Annotated in this window: 16 protein-coding genes, 1 tRNA gene and 1 other RNA gene; 9 read left to right on the top strand and 9 right to left on the bottom strand. The window is 72.0% G+C overall.

Annotation, left to right across the window (positions count from 1 at the left end):
* Positions 1 to 21 precede the first annotated feature (21 nt).
* The 5 genes from DNK56_RS19005 to ffs form a co-directional block, all read right to left on the bottom strand.
* On the bottom strand, positions 22 to 1,482 hold the full coding sequence (locus DNK56_RS19005; protein ID WP_111336370.1) for a N,N-dimethylformamidase beta subunit family domain-containing protein: 1,461 nt from the start codon (positions 1,480 to 1,482) through the stop codon (positions 22 to 24).
* Between the two features lie 173 nt (positions 1,483 to 1,655).
* Entirely contained in the window at positions 1,656 to 3,647 is a 1,992-nt protein-coding gene (locus tag DNK56_RS19010; RefSeq protein ID WP_111336373.1) for a hypothetical protein, read from the bottom strand.
* Positions 3,648 to 3,889: 242 nt separating this feature from the next.
* On the bottom strand, positions 3,890 to 5,158 hold the full coding sequence (purD, locus tag DNK56_RS19015; protein WP_111336375.1) for a phosphoribosylamine--glycine ligase: 1,269 nt from the start codon (positions 5,156 to 5,158) through the stop codon (positions 3,890 to 3,892).
* Between the two features lie 197 nt (positions 5,159 to 5,355).
* Positions 5,356 to 7,599 (bottom strand): DNA polymerase III subunit gamma and tau, encoded by a 2,244-nt coding sequence (locus DNK56_RS19020; RefSeq protein WP_111336378.1) that lies wholly within the window; start codon positions 7,597 to 7,599, stop codon positions 5,356 to 5,358.
* A gap of 48 nt (positions 7,600 to 7,647) precedes the next feature.
* Positions 7,648 to 7,742: signal recognition particle sRNA small type (ffs, locus tag DNK56_RS19025), an RNA gene on the bottom strand.
* Positions 7,743 to 7,864: 122 nt separating this feature from the next.
* Here ffs and DNK56_RS19030 point away from each other — a divergent pair.
* A tRNA-Ser gene (locus DNK56_RS19030) sits at positions 7,865 to 7,952 on the top strand.
* A gap of 63 nt (positions 7,953 to 8,015) precedes the next feature.
* Here the strand turns inward: DNK56_RS19030 and DNK56_RS19035 are convergent.
* Genes DNK56_RS19035 through DNK56_RS19045 form a run of 3 tightly spaced genes read right to left on the bottom strand, consistent with a single transcriptional unit; the run spans position 8,016 to position 10,663 of the window.
* Positions 8,016 to 8,930: an FAD-dependent oxidoreductase gene (locus DNK56_RS19035; RefSeq protein WP_111336380.1), complete on the bottom strand. Its 915-nt coding sequence runs from the start codon at positions 8,928 to 8,930 to the stop codon at positions 8,016 to 8,018.
* Between the two features lie 4 nt (positions 8,931 to 8,934).
* The gene (locus DNK56_RS19040) at positions 8,935 to 9,504 is read right to left on the bottom strand and encodes a cysteine hydrolase (RefSeq protein WP_111336383.1); all 570 of its coding nucleotides are present in this window, start codon (positions 9,502 to 9,504) and stop codon (positions 8,935 to 8,937) included.
* 25 nt (positions 9,505 to 9,529) lie between these two features.
* Positions 9,530 to 10,663: a helix-turn-helix domain-containing protein gene (locus DNK56_RS19045; protein ID WP_342211090.1), complete on the bottom strand. Its 1,134-nt coding sequence runs from the start codon at positions 10,661 to 10,663 to the stop codon at positions 9,530 to 9,532.
* 215 nt (positions 10,664 to 10,878) lie between these two features.
* On the opposite strand from DNK56_RS19045, the gene DNK56_RS19050 reads away from it, so the two are divergent.
* Genes DNK56_RS19050 through DNK56_RS19085 form a run of 8 tightly spaced genes read left to right on the top strand, consistent with a single transcriptional unit; the run spans position 10,879 to position 18,012 of the window.
* Positions 10,879 to 11,346 carry an NUDIX hydrolase gene (locus DNK56_RS19050; RefSeq protein ID WP_111336387.1) on the top strand — a complete coding sequence of 156 codons (468 nt, stop codon included), beginning with the start codon at positions 10,879 to 10,881 and terminating at the stop codon, positions 11,344 to 11,346.
* Positions 11,347 to 11,349: 3 nt separating this feature from the next.
* Positions 11,350 to 11,997, top strand: coding sequence for a hypothetical protein (locus tag DNK56_RS19055; RefSeq protein ID WP_111336389.1), 648 nt, complete (start codon positions 11,350 to 11,352; stop codon positions 11,995 to 11,997).
* A complete protein-coding gene (locus DNK56_RS19060) occupies positions 11,994 to 13,793 on the top strand; it encodes a DUF4254 domain-containing protein (protein ID WP_111336392.1) in 1,800 nt (599 codons plus the stop codon). Before DNK56_RS19055 ends, DNK56_RS19060 begins: the two co-directional genes overlap by 4 nt.
* A gap of 45 nt (positions 13,794 to 13,838) precedes the next feature.
* Positions 13,839 to 14,414 (top strand): phosphoribosyltransferase domain-containing protein, encoded by a 576-nt coding sequence (locus tag DNK56_RS19065; protein WP_111336394.1) that lies wholly within the window; start codon positions 13,839 to 13,841, stop codon positions 14,412 to 14,414.
* Positions 14,411 to 15,559 carry a glycosyltransferase family 9 protein gene (locus tag DNK56_RS19070; RefSeq protein WP_111336397.1) on the top strand — a complete coding sequence of 383 codons (1,149 nt, stop codon included), beginning with the start codon at positions 14,411 to 14,413 and terminating at the stop codon, positions 15,557 to 15,559. Before DNK56_RS19065 ends, DNK56_RS19070 begins: the two co-directional genes overlap by 4 nt.
* Positions 15,556 to 16,692: a hypothetical protein gene (locus DNK56_RS19075; protein WP_111336400.1), complete on the top strand. Its 1,137-nt coding sequence runs from the start codon at positions 15,556 to 15,558 to the stop codon at positions 16,690 to 16,692. The genes DNK56_RS19070 and DNK56_RS19075 overlap by 4 nt, the downstream gene beginning before the upstream one ends.
* Complete coding sequence (locus DNK56_RS19080) at positions 16,677 to 17,426, top strand: SDR family NAD(P)-dependent oxidoreductase (RefSeq protein WP_111336403.1); 750 nt, start codon at positions 16,677 to 16,679, stop codon at positions 17,424 to 17,426. The genes DNK56_RS19075 and DNK56_RS19080 overlap by 16 nt, the downstream gene beginning before the upstream one ends.
* Positions 17,419 to 18,012, top strand: a complete 594-nt coding sequence (locus DNK56_RS19085; RefSeq protein ID WP_111336406.1) for a histidine phosphatase family protein — start codon at positions 17,419 to 17,421, stop codon at positions 18,010 to 18,012. The genes DNK56_RS19080 and DNK56_RS19085 overlap by 8 nt, the downstream gene beginning before the upstream one ends.
* Before the next feature lie 485 nt (positions 18,013 to 18,497).
* Here DNK56_RS19085 and DNK56_RS19090 read toward each other — a convergent pair whose 3' ends face one another.
* A complete protein-coding gene (locus DNK56_RS19090; protein WP_111334259.1) occupies positions 18,498 to 19,265 on the bottom strand; it encodes a transposase in 768 nt (255 codons plus the stop codon).
* Position 19,266 lies beyond the last annotated feature (1 nt).

A 19,266-nucleotide genomic window follows, 5' to 3' on the forward strand; every position in this document is an offset into this window, starting at 1 on the left:
CCCGCTGCGGAACGCCCGCGCTCAGGCCCGCTTGCAGATCCGGTCGAGCAGATTGGCGGTGGCCCGCTGGATGCGCGCGTCCACATGGCCGGGCCGGTCCAGCGCCGGGGACCAGGCGAAGGTGCCCGAGGCGAAGACGAGCGCGCCGGACGGGGCCCGGTACAGCGAGGTCTCCTGGTACCGCAGCACGCCCTCGCCGTCCTGGTACGGGGAGTGGGCGAGCAGGATGCGGTTGTCGTGCTCGGGCAGCGTGGTGCGCGGGAAGTAGCGGTCGGCCTCGCCCGCCACCAGGCCCGCGATCTCGTCGCCCTCGCCGGCGCCCGTGGCGTCCCACAGCCAGTGGTTCGCGTTCCGCACGACCATCGGATGCGGTTCGGGTACCCGGCCCGCGTACTGGATGCCGAGCAGCTGCTGCTCCGGGCGGTCGATCTCCCGCCACAGCGCGGGCTTGCCGGGGCCCCGGCGCTTGCGGCAGGTCAGCAGCCGGTCGGGCACCCCGGACGCCGAGGGTTTGAGGCCGACCTGCCAGTACATGGTGTTGGCGGAGAGGTGGACGAGCGAGGTGCCGTGGTCGCGGGCGCGCTCCGCCGTACGGCGCATGGGCACCGACCAGTACTCGTCGTGGCCGGGGAAGACCAGGCCCCGGTAGCGCGTCGGGTCCACCCGGCCCGCGTGCAGGTCGCGGGTGTCGGCGTAGGCGAGGTCGTAGCCGTAGCGCTCGGCCCAGCGGATGAAGTCGTACGCGTGTCCCACGTGCAGCGGGAGGCCGGCGCCGGCGTAGGGGCGGTCGAACGAGACGGTGACCGCCGCGTCCTCCTCGCCGAGCAGCCGGCCCTCCTCGTCCCAGGCGTGGTAGAGGCTGGCGCCGGTCCGGCCGTCCTCCGGGTAGAGGTTGTACGCCTGCCAGGTGACGTCCGGGAGCACCAGCAGCAGGTCGGCCGGGTGGTCGTCGCGGATGGTGAACGGGATGTGGGAGCGGTAGCCGTCGAGCGTCGTGAGCACGGCGACGTACGCGCCGATCGACCAGTAGGACGGGATCTGCAACCGCCAGGACAGCCACCAGTGGTGGCAGGAGACCGTGCGGTCGGCGGTGAGCGGGGCCGGCTGGACGATGCCGGAGAGCCGGGGGCTCGTGGTGATCTTCGAGGCGCCGTCGCCCCCGTAGTGGCCGATCCGGTAGACGTCCACGGTGAACTGCTGGGGCGGGTCCACCGTGATGTGGAAGTCGATCGCCTCACCGGGGGCGGCGGCTCCGGTGGAGGTGAAGCCCTTGATCTGCCGGTGCACGTCGTCGGCGGTGCGCGTGCCGCCGTCCGTGGAGCGGTGCAGGGTGGGGTCCGCGTACCAGGGCACGATCTGCCCGGTGTCGTCGAAGTAGTTCTCGCTGCCGCGCAGCCAGGGCAGCGGGCCCTGGCCGAAAGGATCGGTCACGGCGTGCGCCAAGGCACCCGATTCCCACCGACGGATCTGTTCCGCCCCCATGACGCTCCCCCTCCCTCGCAACCCCCGGAACAACAGTGACGCGCCGGCAGTCGGCGCCGTTCCCCAGCACATCACATAACGCACGCACTCCGTCACCGTTCGTCGCGAATTGACGTTTAACGGAACTCGATGCTCCGGTTACGTCCGTTCCGTGCCGGTGGCGACCGGTCGGGTCAGACCAGGCGTACGGGCTTGTCGACGCGTACGCCGACCGCGTCCAGCCAGGACCGCAGCGGGCCCGCGTCACCGTCCTCGATCAGGCTGAGCACCGGGCTCCCCAGATCCGCCCCGCGCTCCCCGCCGACGAGCAGCGCGGGCCCGTCGAGCCAGTCGAGCCCGGGGGCGGCCCCCGCCGTGTCCACGGCGGCACAGCAGACCATCGCCGCGACGTGGTCGACGAGCAGGTCGATCCCGGTACGGGGCGGCTGCAGCGGGAAGAGGGGGAGGGGGTCGGGGCCCCAGGGGGCGAGAAGGTCCTCGCGGGCGGGATGGTGGGCGGGGGCCGTGGAGCCGTTCGCGGGGGCCGTGGAGCCGCCGGGGGCACTCGGGGTGGGGGTGCTCGGAGTGGGGGCACTCGGGGCGGGGGCGCTCGCGCCGGAGTGCGCCTCCGCGCTGTGCGCGTCCGTACCGGCGTGCACGGCGTGGCCGTGAGCCCCCTCCGCGCTGTGGGCTCCGGCGTGCGTGGGCGCGTCCGCGCCGGTGGGGGCGCTCTGTACGGGGGCGTCCTGTACGGGGGCGCTCTGTACGGGGGCGTCCTGTACGGGGGCGTCCTGTACGGGGGCGCTCTGTACGGGGGCGCTCTGTACCGGGGCAGCGGCCCCGGTAGCGCCGGGCCGGGGCGTACCGGGCCCGTCCGCTCCCCGGGCTCCCGCCCGGTCCGCCGCCTCCTCGCGGGCCAGTGCCGCGGTGATCCCGGCCGCCAGCGCCTCGCCGCCGCTCTCCGCCGCCTCCAGGTGGTCGACGACGCGGGCCAGGGTGGGCACTCCGTCGTCGCCCAGGGCGTCCAGGACCCGGTGCAGACGGGCCGCCTCGGAGCGCCACTTCCGGTCGACCACCTCGTCCGGGTACTGCTGCCAGTCCACCGGCGCCCAGTCGGCGCCCGCCCCGGCGGGGCCGCCGTGGAACAGCCGGGCCGCCAGCAGGGAGACCGCCTCGTCGGCCGCGCCGGGCTCCTCCAGGAGGTCGCAGGCGGGGCGCTCGCCGAGCCGGGAGGCGTACCCCTCGGCCAGCCGGTCGCGGCGGGACAGCTCGGTGAGGGCGCAGACGACACCCGCGTCCAGCTGCGAGGGCCAGCGGCCCATCCGCCAGGCGGGCAGCGCGACCCGGGTGAGCAGCCGGTCCCAGCCGGCGTAGGCGAGGCCGACCTGCTCCTGCGCGACGATCCGCACCCCGTAGTCCACCGCCTGGGCGCGCGTGGAGGCGGCGGCGGCCACGCCCCGCTCCATCTCGGCGGCATGGCCGCGGCAGCTGCGCAGCAGCATCCGGGCGATCCGGCCGACGAAGGCGCGCGGCAGCCGCAGCACCCGGCCCACCGGGCCCCGGCCGGGGGCGGCCGCGTCCGCGACGGCCCCGTCGAGGCCCCGGACGAAGCGCCGGGCGGCGGCTATGTCGGGGTGGGCGGACGAGCTCGTCCCCGCGACGACCGGGGCGAGGACCGCGCGCAGCTCGCCCACCCGCATCCACCACAGGAACGGCGACCCGATGACCAGCACCGGGGCCGCCTCGGCCCGCCCGGCGGAGCCACCGCCCGGCGGGCGCGCCCGGTCCTCCAGCCAGCTGTCGCAGTCGGGCGTGAGCGCTATCGCGGCGGGCGCGGGCACATCGAGCCGGTCCGCGAGCTCACGGACCAGGCGGTAGAGGTCGGGGGCCGCCGTCTCGCTCAGCGGAACGGTCGGGCTGACCGCGGGCTTCGCCCGCGCGACCGCGACCGCGACGGCCGCCGCGATCAGCAGGACGACGAGCGCGCAGGCGGCCACCGCCCAGCGGGCCGCGTCCCAGCCGTCGCCGCTCGCGAAACCCCGCGCCCCGGCGGCGAACAGCACCACGGCCAGCGCCGCGGGCAGCAGCGCGGCCGCTGTCGCCCTGCCGCGAATGCGCAGCAGGGCGAGCGCCCGGACCCGCGCCGCACGCGCGCCCGGCTCCTCACCCGTACCGGTACCGGACATGGCTGGACCTCACCCCCTCTGCCCCCACGGCGGTGTTGCTCACTCCCCCACTGTGGCACCGGCCTCTGACATCGCAATGCCGGTGGGCCAAGTGCCGGAACGCCTGCGCCGCACCCTAGTTGGGGGTGCGGCGGGCGTCATCCGGATGGCTCAGCCGTCACTCGATGGAATGGCTTTGGGCAAAGCTGTTGAGGTGTGGGGGGCCTACGGGGTACGGGGGCGAGTCCTCGTTTTTGGCCGGATCAGGCCCGTGCGGTCGCCGCGTCCTCGGCGGCCTTCCGGGCGATGTCCGTACGCAGCTGGGAGCCCTCCAGCCGAATCCTGGCCGCCGCCGCGTAGGCGCGCTCGCGGGCGCCCGCGAGGTCCTCGGCCGTCGCCGTCACGGACAGCACCCGGCCGCCCGCGCTGACGACCGCGTCGCCCTCGCGGCGGGTGCCGGCGTGCAGGACGTACGCGTGCGGGGCGTCCTGCGCCGCGACCTCGCCCAACCCCTCGATCGCATCACCCGTACGGGGAGTCCCCGGATAGTTGTGCGAGGCGATGACCACGGTGACGGCCGCCTCCTCGCTCCACCGCAGCGGCGACAGCTGGTCCAGGGAGCCGTTGGCGGACGCGAGCAGCACTCCGGCCAGCGGCGTCTTCAGGCGCGCCAGGACGACCTGGGTCTCCGGGTCGCCGAACCGGGCGTTGAACTCGATGACCCGTACACCGCGCGAGGTGATCGCGAGGCCCGCGTACAGCAGCCCCGAGAAGGGCGTACCGCGCCGGCGCAGCTCGTCGACGGTCGGCTGGAGCACCGACTCCAGGACCTCGTCCACCAGCTTGGGGTCGGCCCACGGCAGCGGGGAGTACGCGCCCATGCCGCCGGTGTTCGGGCCCTCGTCACCGTCGAGCGCGCGCTTGAAGTCCTGGGCGGGCTGGAGCGGCAGCACGGTGGTGCCGTCCGTGATCGCGAAGAGGCTCACCTCGGGGCCGTCGAGGAACTCCTCGATGACCACCCGCTCGCAGGCGAGCGCGTGGGCGCGGGCCGCCTCGACGTCCTCGGTGACGACGACGCCCTTGCCGGCGGCCAGCCCGTCGTCCTTGACGACGTACGGCGCGCCGAAGGCGTCGAGGGCGGCGTCGATCTCGGCGGGCGTGGTGCACACGTAGCTGCGGGCGGTCGGTACGCCCGCCCCGGCCATGACGTCCTTCGCGAACGCCTTCGAGCCCTCCAGCCGGGCGGCCTCGCCGGACGGGCCGAAGCAGGCGATGCCGGCGGCGCGCACGGCGTCGGCGACCCCGGCGACGAGGGGCGCCTCCGGGCCGACGACCACCAGATCGGCACCCAGCCCGGTGGCGAGGTGCGCGACGGCAGCGCCGTCGAGGGCGTCGACCTGGTGCAGTTCGGCCACCTCTGCGATACCGGCGTTGCCGGGGGCGCAGTACAGGTCGGTGACCTCGGGGTCGAGGGACAGAGAGCGGCACAGGGCATGTTCGCGGGCGCCGCCGCCGATGACGAGGACCTTCACGGGGTGCAGCCTAGCCGCCGGGACGCGCGGGCCCGGACGGCCGCCGATCCGTGGACACGGGGGCGCGTGCCGCGCCGGGGCGGGGGCGGCACGTCGGAGCGCCGGGTGTCCGGCGTCAGGTGCCCAGTGCCAGGCGCCCGGCGTTCGGCGCTCGGCGTCCGGCGTTCGGCGTTCGGAAGGGTGTCGGTGCCGGCGGGCTATTCGTTCGTGTACTCCTCCACCACCGTGGCCCCCAGCTCGCGGACGATCAGCTCGTGTCCGGAGAGCGCGGAGTCGACCAGGTCGGGGTCGTCGGCCTCCGGGATGTCGTCCTCGGGCGCGACGGCCCTGGGCGGCTCGGGAGCGGCGGCGGCCGGCGGCGGCCCGGCCGGGGCCCCGGAGCCGCCCGGCTGCGGCGGGGCGGCGGGAGGCTGGGCGGGGGCGGGCCGCTGCTCGTACGACTGCGGCGCGGGGGCGGCGGGGCGCTGCGGGGCGGGCGGCGGGGTGTACGGGCGCTGGCCCCCGGACGGCGGCGGCGCGGGCTGCCCGGCGCCGCCGGAGGGGTCCACGATGGCCTCGATCTTCCACTGCGCGTTGAACCGCTCGGCCAGGGCCTGCCGCAGCACGTCCTCGCTGCCGCTGCTCGCGAAGTTGTCCCGCGCTCCGGCGTTGAGGAAGCCGATCTGCAGGGTGCTGCCGTCGAACCCGGTGACCTGGGCGTTCTGGCTGAGGAGAATCCACGTGAAACGTCGGCGGTTCTTCACCGCCTCCAGGATGTCGGGCCACATGTTGCGCACCTGCCCCGCGCCCTGCGCCATGCCCGGCGCGGTCTCGGGGGCGGCGTGGGCGCTCTGCGGCGCGGGGGCGGGCGCGGCCGGGGCGGGCGTGGGCGCCGGGGCGGGGCCCCTGCCGGGCGCGGCGGCGGTGGGCCAGCCGCCGGGGCGGCGTCCCTGGTCGGCGGCGGGCGCGGGCGCGGAGGCCGCGGCGGGCCACGCCCCGGGCCGCTGCCCGGAGCCGGGCGCTTCGGCGGGGGGTGGGGTGGGCGCGGGGGCGGCGGGCGGGGTCTGCGGGGCGGCCGGAGCCTGTGTGTACGGGGCGGCGGACTCCGGGGCCTGCGCGGCAGCCGGGGCGGGGGCCTGCTGCCCGTACGGGGCCTGCGGCGCGGGCGCGTCCCCCCGGACGGCGGCGCGTGCGGCGGCGGGCCCGGCGCCCGGCTGCGGGGCGACGGGGGCCGGTGCGTGGGCGAGGGCCTCGGGGCCGGGGACGTACCCCATGGCGGGACCGGGGCCGGTGGTGGCGAAGGAGGCGCCCCGCTCCAGCCGGTCGAGCCGGGCCTGGAGCGAGCGCTCGTCGTCGAAGGCGGCGGGCAGCAGGACCCGGGCGCAGATCAGCTCGACCTGGAGGCGCGGCGAGGTCGCGCCGCGCATCTCCGTGAGCCCCTGGTTGACCAGGTCGGCGGCGCGGCTCAGCTCGGCGGCTCCGAACACGGACGCCTGGGCCTGCATCCGCTCCACGACGTCGGCGGGCGCGTCGATCAGCCCCTTCTCCCCGGCGTCCGGGACGGCGGCGAGGATCACCAGGTCGCGCAGCCGCTCCAGCAGGTCGGCGACGAAGCGGCGCGGGTCGTTGCCGCCCTCGATGACCCGGTCCACGACCTCGAAGGCGGCGGCCCCGTCGCCCGCCGCGAAGGCGTCCACGACGGAGTCGAGCAGGGAGCCGTCCGTATAACCGAGAAGGGCCGTCGCCATGGCGTACGTCACACCCTCGTCGCCCGCGCCGGCGAGCAGCTGGTCCATGACGGACATCGAGTCACGCACGGACCCGGCACCGGCCCGTACGACGAGCGGCAGGACGCCCTCGTCGACGTGGCTGTTCTCCCGGCCGCAGACCTCGGCGAGGTAGTCGCGCAGCGTCCCCGGCGGCACCAGCCGGAAGGGGTAGTGGTGGGTGCGCGAACGAATGGTGCCGATGACCTTCTCGGGCTCCGTGGTCGCGAAGATGAACTTCAGATGCTCCGGGGGCTCCTCCACCACCTTCAGCAGGGCGTTGAACCCCGCCGAGGTCACCATGTGGGCCTCGTCGATGATGTAGATCTTGTAACGACTGGAGGCCGGTCCGAAGAACGCCTTCTCGCGCAGATCACGGGCGTCGTCCACGCCACCGTGCGAAGCGGCGTCGATCTCGATGACGTCGATCGACCCCGGCCCGTTGCGCGCGAGGTCCCGGCACGACTGGCACTCGCCGCAGGGGGTGGGCGTGGGCCCCTGCTCACAGTTCAGACAGCGGGCGAGGATGCGCGCACTCGTCGTCTTGCCGCAGCCCCGCGGGCCGCTGAACAGGTACGCGTGATTGACCCGGTTGTTCCGCAGGGCCTGCTGGAGCGGGTCAGTGACATGCTCCTGACCGATGACCTCGGCGAACGACTCGGGGCGGTAGCGGCGGTACAGCGCAAGGGACGACACACCTACGAGGTTATCGGGGCGCACTGACAACCCCACCCGCCCGGACACGCAAGGGCCCCCCACGCACCCGCCAGAGCCAACCTACCCTTGCTGCCTTCCGGCCCTGGGGGAGTTCAGTCAGATAGCGCCACGTGAGGGGCTGACGCCCACCTTAACCGATCCCCACCCCCACAAGTCCACCTCCCCCACCTCCCCGAACCCCCTCCAGCACCTCCCCGCGGATCGGGTTCGCGAGCACTCCCCAACGTCTTGTATTGTTTGCGGCGGAGGATTCGCCTAGTGGCCTAGGGCGCACGCTTGGAAAGCGTGTTGGGGGCAACCCCTCACGAGTTCGAATCTCGTATCCTCCGCCAGTGCCTCACCGGGCACGATGTCGAAGGGCCCCACCGCTCGCGGTGGGGCCCTTCGACGTTGTCTCACCCCTTGAGGGGCAGGTCCCTGGATGCGTAGTACACGCGCAGCGCTGCCTCGCTGCCGGAGCCCAGGGCGGTCATGATCCGTTGGAAGCGGGCGGAGCGGAGGTCACCGGCCACGATGACGCGGGGGTGCTGGTCGGTGGGCGGGCAGTATCCGTCCGTGCCGCGGATCAGGTCTCCGGGTGGGGCGGCGGGGGCACTTCCCAGGCTGAGGAAGGCCGCGTCCGCCGTGATCGTCCGGTGAATACCGTCCTGCCCCACTGCCTCGGCCGACAACTGGGCACCTTCTCCACCGTGCAGCGTCAGGTGATCGACGGGGAGCAGCGTGACCCGTGGGTCCTCGCGGACCTCGTCGATCTTGTACGCGTCGGCAGCCGGGTACGCCACGAGGAGGCGCGTGTCCGTGGTCGGATGGGCGCGCAGGAAGGTGCCAATAGGGCGGTCGCCACCGAGTACGAGGAGGGTCCGGCCCTGGGCGTCACCGGCGTCCGCCTGCCAGAGCGCGGGCAGAGTCAGACCGACGCAGGCGGTGATCCAGGGCGCGTCGCCGGGTTGGAGAGGGCCGACGCCCGTGGCGACGACGGCGTACGGGGCGGTGAGGGAAGCGCCCGTGTCCAACGTGACGGTCACCTGGTCGTCGTCCGCGCGAAGCTCGGTGACGTACCGGCCGAGTTCGAGCCGGCACAGCTCCGTGCCCTTCAGCTCGGCGACGATGGCGTCGGCCAGCTCGGGGCCGCCGGTGTAGCCGCCGAGAACGTTGTTCAAGGCTGGGATTCGGTACAGGTTCCGGCACAGCCGGTCCGGCTCGACCAAAACCGAGCGCATGCCGACACTGGCGGCCATGCGTGCGGCGGCGCATCCGGCGGGTCCGCCGCCGATGATGATCAGATCGGTGTCGTACAGCGTGTCGCCCATAGGGCTATTCCAGCATCGGAGCCCCTGCATACGCCGCGAGTTGGTCGACCACGTGCTCGGTGGTGACAAGTTGGCCGGTTCCGATCAGACGGCGCGCGACGACGAGGCCGGCGTCGTGTACGTCAGGGCCGGCGTCGCTGGCGCAGGCGTCGGTGACGATCCAGGGTGCGTAGCCGTGTTCGAAGGCGTCGGCCGCAGACTTCAGGACGCAGCTCTCGGTAGCGATTCCGCAGAAGACGAGGTCGGTCCAGCCGCCCCCACGGACCAGTTCGGCTGCCTGGAGGGTGAAGAGCGTGTAGCCGGTCTTGTCGACGACCGCGTGCGCGCGGGCTGCCGCCTCCGCGAGTTCGGGGACGATGTCGGTCTCAGGTGGTTCTTGGAGTCGGCGCCACTGGAAGAAGCGCTCGTACGGGCTGTCCGGATAGTTGAAGTACCGGGTGAAAATCACGGGTCGGCCGGCGCCGGTCCACTGGGTGACGAGATCGGAGACCGCCCGCACGGCGTGGCGGCTTCGCTCGTTCACGAAGCCGTTCTGCATGTCGATCACGACCAGCGCGGCGCTGCCGATGTCCATCCGTTGCTTCTCCTGCCCTGTGTTCTCACCGGACGCCCTCTCGCAGAGCGTCCTGCGCGGCGCGCAGCCGTTCGGCCAGCCCGCTGGTGTTCATGATGGCCTCCCGCATCAGAACGTGTTGAGCGGTCTCCTGGGCTCGGGCGGTGGTGAGCCGGGAGGAGGCGGCACGCAGGAAGCGCCAGCCGTACTGCTCGGGCATGAAGGGGTCCTGGCCGTCCTCGATCATCTGCTGCACCTGGCGGGTGAAGCACCAGAGGGCTTGGACGGTCAGTTCACAGGTGACCAACTCGTCGATGGTGAGGCTGCGCTCGCGGGAGTGAGAGGCATAGGCGACGCCGGACCAGCCCGCGTAGGCGGTGGACACACCCCGTACGCCGAAGGACACGATGTCGGGGTGGTCGAAGCCGGTGGCGAGGAGAGACTCCTCGACCGCACCGCCCAGAGGAGCTGGGCCGTCCGGGGCGCCGCGGTCGACCAGGACAGAGGGCGTGGACAGCAGGCGCAGTGCGGTGTCGTGGGCGTCGCCGGACCAGGGGCCCGAGGTGAGCCAGTAGAGGGAGAGGACGTACTCCGGGTTGGGGACGCGGGCGGGTTCCTCGTCCAGGAGGTCGCGGAGCTTGTCTCGTGCCCAGGGCAGGTCGGAGGCGTAGGAGCGGTACCGCCAGACCGCAAGGTCGGTGAGCGCGGCAGGCTGGTGCGGCTGAACGAGGTGAAAGACGGCCACCCCGCACGCGAAGACGTGAAGGACGCACTCCTGTGCCTCGGGGTGGTCGACGCGGGCCGAGGAGGACTCCAGCCACTCGCCGTGCGCACTCGGTCTCATGTGTGCACGGAGGCGGCCGGCGCGCTCGACGCCGATGAAAACTGGCAGGAACTTGTGGGAGTCGACTTCGATTCGGCCTGTCACGGGTGGCGCAGCGCCGTTTGTTCCCAGCGCCGCCGCGAACCGCGTCTGCGCTTCGCCCGACGCATGGTCGAGCGCGGTGTCGAGCACAGCCTGGGACTCTGCACGCGGCTGGTAACCCGCGCCGCCGCCCTCCCAGTTCGACACGGTGCGGTCGCTGACGCCGAGGTAGGCGGCGAAGTCACGCAGGCTCATGCGAAGGGCTTCGCGCAGCAGCCGTGCTTCGCGCCCGGACCATCTCTGCACAGTCACCACCGTCGTACCCCCCCCGTCCGTCACCTGGTGAAACGCCGAAACACCCTGTGCGGGCAGTCCTGTTCGGCATTACTGCGGCATCGCTGCAGCACTCGTGCGTCACACTCAGCGATCAGTTTGCACCATGCTGTATTCACGAACCGGGGAAAGTGGCCACAGCCAAAAAGCGCCCCTCCGCCCGTTCTCTCCGGTTACACACCCAAGGAGCAAACGGCATGACCGACATCGTCAAGCGCAACGCCCGCGCCATCCTTCTCGACGGCGACGAACTGGTCCTCATCAAGCGCACCAAGCCCGGCAGGGAGCCGTACTGGGTGTCCGTCGGCGGAGGAGTCGAGGAAGAGGATGCGACCATCGAGGCGGCTCTGCACCGGGAGGTGTTCGAGGAGCTGGGCGGCAAGCTGGAACGCGCCGAGCTCGTCCACCTCATCACCGATGTGCTGGAGGGAGGCGTCGGAGTCCAGCACATCTTCGCGGCGCGCCTGGAGTCGATGGACCTGGCCGCACGGACGGGCACCGAGTTCGACAAGCCGGAGCGGGGCGGGTACGAGGTGGTCCGGGTGCCCTTCACCGCCCAGGCCGTCCGTGAGCTGAACCTGATGCCGCCGGAGTTGGCCGAGTTCATCGCCACGAACACCCACGCGATCACCTCCGTCCTCGACACACCGATCCGCGAGGCATGAGCGGTGGAGCGGTTACCGGACTTCATCAGCCTCAACGGCCCTGACAACGTCGGCAAGACGACTCACCTCGATCGGCTGGCCACGCGCCGACACGTCTTCCAAGCGTTGGGAGCCGTCCACGAGCACGACCCCGAGCCGTGGGCGCGAGCAGCGGCCGGCGACTACGCCCGGTGGTGGTTCGAGACGTCCACGACGGTCGAGCTGACGGAGATGCTGCTCGTCGGTCACGCCAAGCGGGCCACCGCACGCGAGCCCGGTCGTACGGGACTGCTGGACCGTGGCCTGCCCATGCTCCTCGCTGTGGCCACCGCGACATGCGTGGTCAAGGACGAGCTGACGGTGGGCGAGGCGTTCAAGACCGTGACGGACATCGCCGGTTCGCGCGCCACCGCATCGGAGACCGCGGTGCTGCTGCTCGCATCCCTCGACGCCGAGCGCAGTTACGCCATCACCAGCGCCCGCGAGGGCCGCCCGTGGACCGGGATCTACCCGGCCTATCAGAAGACACTGCACGCTGTTCTGCTTCACCAGGCCGGCCACGGCACGTACGCCGCTGTCGTGGACTGCGAGAACCGCTCCCTGGACGACGTGCACAGCGCCGTACTCCATCACCTCGGCCTCACTCCACTCACCGACGGGAGTCCCCGATGACCCAGAACTCCCCGCCCTTGGTGCTGCCTCCGGGGCTCGCCCGCGCCATGGCCACCCTCCAGGACAAGGACCGGCAGCGCCTGGACGACACCGTCACCCGGCTCCACACCGTCAACGGGCGTCTGTGGGACACCGAGGACCGGGTGCGCAGTGCTTTCCTCTCCGCCGCCCAGGTCGCCGACTGCAAGCGAGAGATCGACCAGCTCAACGCCGAACGCAACGCCCTCGCCGAGCGCGCTGACGAAGTCCTCGGCTCGCTGGCGGACGCGGGCCGTGCCGATGTGCCGCTGCACACCGAGACGCTCGCCTCCGTCGTGGACCGCATGTCGGTGCTGACGCTGCGGATCTGGCACAGCGAGCGAGCGGCGACCCGCGATGAGCTGGCCCGTCGACGTGTCCCGGCACTTCACGGGCAACGTGAGGAGCTGTACGCCGCTCTCGACGCGCTGGTCAACGATGTCGTCGCAGGCCGTCGTCGGCTCCCCGTACCGGCCCGCTTCAAGCTGTACGGGCGGGAGGACATCGCTCCGACAGAGATCAAGCCGAGTCGGCATCTGCGCCAGGTACTCGCCTTCGGCGGGCTGAGCGAGTGCGGGAAGAGCACCAGCGCACAGTTCGTCCAGCGGACCTGCGGCGCCCAACGCCTCAAGATCGGCTTCCTGTTACGGCAGGCAGCCCATCGGGAAGGGCTCGCGGACCCGTACGCACTCTCGGCCCGTCGGCAGGCCGAACTGCTCCTCGGCGAGCTGAACCGCTTCGCGGACGCCCACGTCGACACGAAGCTGTTCACCATCGAGTCCGTCCACGACGATGCCTCGATCGCCGAGCTCAAGCAGCTCAGGGGCGACACGCTCCAGATCGTCTACCTGGACACCCCCTTCGCCGTACGCGTCGAGCGGTCCGGCACACCGGCCCAGGCCGTCGCCGCGAAGGACGAGATCAAGATGAGCCGTGGCGCCCACCAGGTCGCCGCTCTGGCCGACCACGTCATCGACAACACTGGCAGCATCGCAGCCCTCCGCGCCCGCCTCCGGCGCATCGCCGCCCCGCCCTCCACGACTGCGCTGCGCGTGGCCACCCCGTACGGGCTCGGTCTTCCGGCAGCAGTCGCGTCGGCGACGGCCGACTTCACCGACGCGGTGCGGGCGTACGGCCCCGGCGTACGGCTCGTCACCCTGACCGGAAGCCCCGGAGAGGGAACCTGGATCGCGGGCTGGTCCGACCTGGACCTCATGGTGATCGCCGAGCACGAGGTCATCGGCGGCATCCAAGAGGCCCTGGAGCAGTACCGGACGGCCCTCGGCGGTGCGGCCTCCCTCGGCCCCACCCTCGTCACGCCCGGAGAACTGACCGCCCGACGCCTCACTCCGCGCCTGGCTTTCGTCCTTCACCAGCTCCAGCAAGGCAGCCCCGTCCTGCATGCGGCATCCGACCTCGAACTTCCGACGATCAGCCGGGACGAGCTCGCGTTCGCCGCCGTCCGCGAACTGCCCCAGGTCATGCTCACCATGCGCCGTCTGCGTACTGCGGAGGGGGCGACCGCTCTGCGGCAGCTCTACAAGCACCTCGTGCTCGCCTGCCGCCTTCTCCTGCGCGAGCACAACCAGTGGGAGTCCGGCCCCGACCGGATCCTCGCCGCCGCCTCCCGCATGCCGGGCCTGACGGCCCTCGCGGTCCCTCCTCTGGCCGAGGTCGCGAACGCTTGGCGTGACGGTGACACCGAGCTCGTGCTCAAGCCCGTCACCGCAGCGGTCGACCAGCTCCTCACCTGGTACGCCCTCCAGCTCGCCGCCTGAACCACGCACCTCTCCTTCCTCCCTCTCACCGACAGGAGCTCCGTCATGCCCGAAACCGTCACCCTGCCGCCCTTCTCCGCCCGAATCGTCGAACGGCTCAGCGTCGGAGCCACCAGCCGCCGCGAGCGTGTCATCCACTCGTTGGACGGCCTGGAAAGCCCGGTGCATCCCGACACCCTTGCCAGCACGGGGGCCGATCTGTGGCGTCTGCTCCAGAAGCAGCTGCCGGACGGGGCCGGCCCCGTGGACTTCCTCCTGGGCCTGGACGCGGGCGGCATCCTGCCCACCGTCTCTCTCGCCGACGCCGCCCGCCTCCCGTACAAGATCGCCTGGAAGCTGCACCTCCCCCTGGACGGCGCGGTCCGCTTCAGCGAGCCGCACGCCATGCGCACCGACGTCTTCGCCTACGGCATCGCTCCGGGACAGCGCATCGTCATCGTGGACGACGAGATCACCACCGGTCGGACCCTGGCCGACCTCACCCGCCGCCTCCGCGAGGCCGGCGCCGTGCCGCTGGCGGCGGCCTGCCTGGTGGAGGACACCACGCGCGGAGCCCGCGCCCTGCTCGACGAGCTGGAGCTGCCGCTGGTCTCGCTCACCACGATCGAGGGCCCGGCGTGAGCTCGGTCGCCCCGCCAGGGGCCCGGTTCCACCACGGCTCCGTGGTCGTCCCCGCCGGGGCCGTCCACACCACCCCGCTGGGGTACGACCGTGGCAGCGTCCCCCTCGGCGCGCCGCTCCCGCTGCCCGCCTCCGCCGAGTTCGTCCACCGCCTGAGTGGGTGCGGCGAGGTCGTGGTGGCCTTCGAGGGGAAGCTCGGAGACACCCTCCTCGCTCTGTCGGGGGTCCGCGCGGTGCTCGACTGGCTGCGGCTGCGGTCGGTTCGCACGTCCGTCCGGGCGGTGGGGCCGTACGCGGGGCTGATCGCCCGGACCGGGCTGATCGCTCACCGCCCAGTCACCACGCCCCACGGTCGACGCGCCGTGATCGGAGACCGCGCGGGGATCGAGGCGCACGGCTCCGAGGCTGTGGTGAGCGTGGTACTCGATCCAGCGGCCCCGCCCTGCTGGTCGAGCGACGGCCGCGCCCACCCGGACCTGCCGGCCCGCCACTACCTGGCGCTGGAACGCCGCCTCGGTATCCGCCTCCCCGGCACGGCTCCCTTCGCGCCGACCCTCGCGACCGGCCCGAACGATCTCGTGGAGGAGCTGCGATCGGTGGGCTGGCTGGGCGGCCTGACCATCGCCGCCATCACCGCCACCAGCTGGCCGAAGCGCAAGGACTACACCGCCCAGCGGTACATCGCCCTCGCCGAGCAGATCGCCGAAGCCCAGCAAGCACAGGCCCGGCTGCTGCTCATCGGCGGCAACGCGGAAGACGGCTTCCGCGTCAGGGCAGAGGCCCCTAGGCGCCACGTTCAGGTGCTCCACCTGGACGGGGTGCCGGCCGAACAGCTCGCCGATCTCTTCCCGCACTGCGACCTGGTCGTCGGCAACGACACCGGCCTCACCCACCTCGCCGCGATGACGCGCAGTCCCGAGAGGCCCGTCATCGGCTTGTACGCGCGCCACAGCCACAGCAAGTGGCGTACCGGGCTCCCCCATCACCACGCCGTCGCCACCGACCTGTCCGACCGCATGCACCAGGGCGACCTCTGCCCCGTCCGAGACGCCATCCCTTCAGACGTCGACGTTCACATGGACGCCTTCCCGCCCGCCGAACTGGCCCGAGTGTGCCTCGATCTGCTCAACGGGGTGCGGCCATGACCTTCCGCAGCCCTCTGCGGCTCGGCCCGGTGCGGCGCTTCACCCGCAACCTGCTCTGTCCCGTCGACCTCCTCGGCCGCCCGTTGCTCCTGAAGTACACGCGCGACCCGGTGGAAAGCCTCGCCGAGGCGCGCGGGCACGCACGTCTGGCCCCGCACTACCGGGTGCCAACCCTCCACGCCCACTTGCGTGTGCCGGGCGGGCGAATCCTCGCGTACGAACGTCTGCCCGGCGGCACCGATCACGGGCTCCTGCTCGATCTCATCAACGCCGACGAGCCGAGCAGCGACCTCCGCGCCTACATGGATCAACTCACCGCCGCGTACCGCGAGGCCATCCTCGCGACGGCGAGACCCACCGACCCGACACGCGTGGTCCGCAAGCTGTACTGGGACCGTGCGGCCCCCGGCGGCCGACTCGACGAGTACTACGGCGGCAAGGACTTCCCGATCGCCGACGACCTCATCGACGTCCCGGTCTCCCGCCTCGACACCTACACCCTGTACGTCAACGGCCGTCGGCACCAGCTGGACTGGGTTGCCACCCTCCGCTGGCTCCGGGCCCACTTCGCCGCGACCGAGCCGGTCTGGGCAGCTCTCACCCAGGGCGACCCCACCGACGTCAACCTCGCCCAGCCGCTCGCCTGGTTCGACTACGACACCGCCGGGATGAACAGCGTCCCCGGTGAGTTCGCCAACTTCCTCTGGTACGCCTCCGCCCTCGGCGGCTGGCTCGTGCCCACGTACAACCCGGCGGCCTTCGCCGGCCACCCCGCCACGTTCGTCCGCGTCCAGGACAACATCCCCGAGATCCGACGAGCGGACGTCGAGCACACCACGAGCACTATCCACATCGACTACGCCCCACGGCTCGCGGCTCCCCGGCGGGCCGCCGTGACCACGTACTGGAACCAGCTCGTACGGCCGGTCGCCGACCGCCTCTGGCCCGGGGTCGACCTGGCGAACCTTCTCCGCCCCTACCTGGCCATGCGCATCCTCGGCGTCTACAACCTCGCCGACCTGGCCCCACCGGACCGGCTCGTCCTCCTCGCCCGGTTCGCCGAAGCGATGAGCCCCGACTTCAACCCCGCCACCTACTTCTGCCCCCTGGAGTCGTCATGCCCGGCCCCCTGAACGGCCGCACCTCCCTGGTCACCGGAGCCACCGGCGGACTCGGCACGGCCATCGTCCGCCGCCTCGCAGCCGACGGCGCCGCTATCGCGCTCGCCCACTACGACGACGACCGAACGGCAGGAGAGCTCTCAGCCTCCCTCCCCTCTTGCATCTCCCTGTCGGCAGACCTTCGAGACGCCGAGGCCGTACGGTCCCTGTGCCGTCGAGCCCAAGAAGCGTTGGGCCCGGTGGACATCCTGGTCAGCAACGCCGGTGCCTACCCGCGCCGATCATGGCCGGAGACGACACCGACCCACTGGGAAGACGCTCTGGCCACCAACCTGACCAGCCACTATCTTCTCGCCCACGAACTCACCCCCGCCATGACGGCCGCCGGCTGGGGCCGCGTCATCACGATCGGCTCTGTCCTGGCCTCTGCGGGCCGCCACGAGCTCGCCGGCTACATCAGTGCCAAAGCCGGCCTCGAAGGACTCACCCGCGCCCTCGCCCGCGAACTCGGCCCAGCCGGCGTCACCGCGAACTGCGTCGCTCCCGGCTCCATCCGCGTCCCCGCCGAAGACGCCGTCGTCGACGACCCGGAAGCCATGACCGTCCGCCAGCTCGCCCGCCAGTGCGTCCAACGCCGGGGCCGACCGGAAGACGTCGCCGCGGCCGTCGCCTTCCTCGCCACCGAGGACGCCGGCTTCATCACCGGCCAGACCCTGCGCGTCGACGGAGGCTGGATCCTTGGCTGACATCTGGCTCATGCGCCACGGCGCCTACGAAGGCCACCGCCCCGGCTACCACGCCCCACACGAGGCCACCCTCACGCAGGAGGGCCGCGACCAGGTACACCGCTCCCTCCCTCTCCCCAACGGCATCACCGCGATCGTCACCAGCCCCATCCCCCGAGCCCGCCAGACCGCCACCCTTGTCTCGCACCTCACGGGCCTGCCGATCGTCGCCACCTCCGGCCTCCTCGCCGAGTGGCGCGCCCCGAGCATCGTCCTCGGCCGCAGCGCCGAGACCTACCCGCCCGCCTATCGCGCCTGGCGGGCCCGGCGCCTCGCCAACCCGTCCCTACGCTGCGAAGACGGCGAAAGCCTCACCGACCTACACACCCGCGCCCGCCACTGCGCCACTTTCCTCCACCACACCGCCCAACGCCACGGCCCCCTCCTGGCGGTCTCCCACACCCTCTTCCTGGGCGTCCTCACGCGTCTCCCAGAAGGCCCCGCCGCCTTCGTCACCGCCTCGAGAACCCCGTGGCGGTTCACGGAACTCCGACTTCTGCCTGTCCATCGACGAGCGGCCCCCGGCCTTCAACGACCTGCCCAGTAGCTGGCTGGCCTCCAGACTGCCCCGTCGGCAGAACCCCCTACTCGTAGGTCTCCATCCAGCGCCCCCTTTACCGCCCGGCCCCTCGCCCAAGCCCATCCCCAGCGAGAGCAACGAGGCACCGTTGTGCCACAGCCCGAGTTGATCACAATGAACGGGAGGACGTCTTTCTCTACGGCGGTCTCTCAGCCTGCGCGTGGTGCTGGCGAAAATCGACGCGCCGGCCTCCAATCGCACCCATCGTGCCGAAAGCAGCAATCGGTCACCCTGCAATACGTCAAGTCCAGCTCCAGCTGGATGGCGACACGGCCTCAGGCGCCCTCCTCCGACGCAGTTCATAGCTGTACGCCACAGTCTTCGCAAGGCCGCCCGTCTATCCTGAATGTCGCCACTCGGGAGCATTTTGACTGGTCAGCCCCCTAAGGGCTGTCCCGTAAATGATCTCTGAGCCGCCTTGGGCGTGGTTGGCCGTTGTGCGGGCCGTGCGTCTATCCGGCGAGGGCGAGGTTGTGCATCCGGGCAATGCCGAGCATGGCGTGGTGGACTCCGTCGCCTTTGAGGCGGCAGTCGCGGAGGATCTTCCAGGTCTTCATGCGCGCGAAGACGTGCTCGACGCGGGCGCGGACCTGCTTGTGGGACTTGTTGTGTGCTTCCTTCCAGTCCGGAAGGTCTTCGCCCTTGCGTCGGCGGTGGGGCATGACGAGCCCGGTGCCGGGATAGCCGCCGTCGGCGATCGTGAGTGTTCTGCCGACGGCGGCTTTGGCGCCGGATTCCTCCCATGCCTTGCAGTCGTTGCGGTTTCCGGCAAGCGGCCGGCCCACCACGACGACCAGGCGGGTGTCGGCGTCGATGACGACCTGATGGTTGGTCGAGTACCGGTAATTCTTGGACTGCTCCGCCACCGTGTGGTCCCGGGTGGGGACCAGGGTGCCGTCCACGATGAGGACGGTGTCCTTGGCGAACCGCTTGCGGGGCTGGAGCGCGAGCATCGGCCCGAGGTGGTCGATGATGCGGTCCGCTGCCGACTTGGACACCCCGAAGAGCGGGGCGAGCTGGCGCATCGTCAAGTTTGTGCGCCAGTACGCCGCGACCAGCAGAGCCCGGTCCTCCAGCGGGAGGCTCCACGGCCGGCCCCTGCGGACCGCATCCGCACCCTCGCGCCGCAGTACGGTCACCAGCTTGCCGAACAGGCGAGGGCTCAGCCCGGTGAACGGGGCTATCCAGGACGGCTCCGACGCCGTGATCACACCAGCCACC

Source organism: Streptomyces sp. AC1-42W, assembly GCF_003248355.1.
GTDB lineage: Bacteria > Actinomycetota > Actinomycetes > Streptomycetales > Streptomycetaceae > Streptomyces.

Excerpts from the sequence above, each read along its gene's own strand:
- DNK56_RS19005 (WP_111336370.1), bottom strand. The coding sequence starts at position 1,482 with ATGGGGGCGGAACAGATCCGTCGGTGGGAATCGGGTGCCTTGGCGCAC.
- DNK56_RS19010 (WP_111336373.1), bottom strand. The coding sequence starts at position 3,647 with ATGTCCGGTACCGGTACGGGTGAGGAGCCGGGCGCGCGTGCGGCGCGG.
- DNK56_RS19035 (WP_111336380.1), bottom strand. The coding sequence starts at position 8,930 with ATGGGCGACACGCTGTACGACACCGATCTGATCATCATCGGCGGCGGA.
- DNK56_RS19040 (WP_111336383.1), bottom strand. The coding sequence starts at position 9,504 with ATGGACATCGGCAGCGCCGCGCTGGTCGTGATCGACATGCAGAACGGC.
- DNK56_RS19050 (WP_111336387.1), top strand. The coding sequence starts at position 10,879 with ATGACCGACATCGTCAAGCGCAACGCCCGCGCCATCCTTCTCGACGGC.
- DNK56_RS19060 (WP_111336392.1), top strand. The coding sequence starts at position 11,994 with ATGACCCAGAACTCCCCGCCCTTGGTGCTGCCTCCGGGGCTCGCCCGC.
- DNK56_RS19065 (WP_111336394.1), top strand. The coding sequence starts at position 13,839 with ATGCCCGAAACCGTCACCCTGCCGCCCTTCTCCGCCCGAATCGTCGAA.
- DNK56_RS19075 (WP_111336400.1), top strand. The coding sequence starts at position 15,556 with ATGACCTTCCGCAGCCCTCTGCGGCTCGGCCCGGTGCGGCGCTTCACC.
- DNK56_RS19080 (WP_111336403.1), top strand. The coding sequence starts at position 16,677 with ATGCCCGGCCCCCTGAACGGCCGCACCTCCCTGGTCACCGGAGCCACC.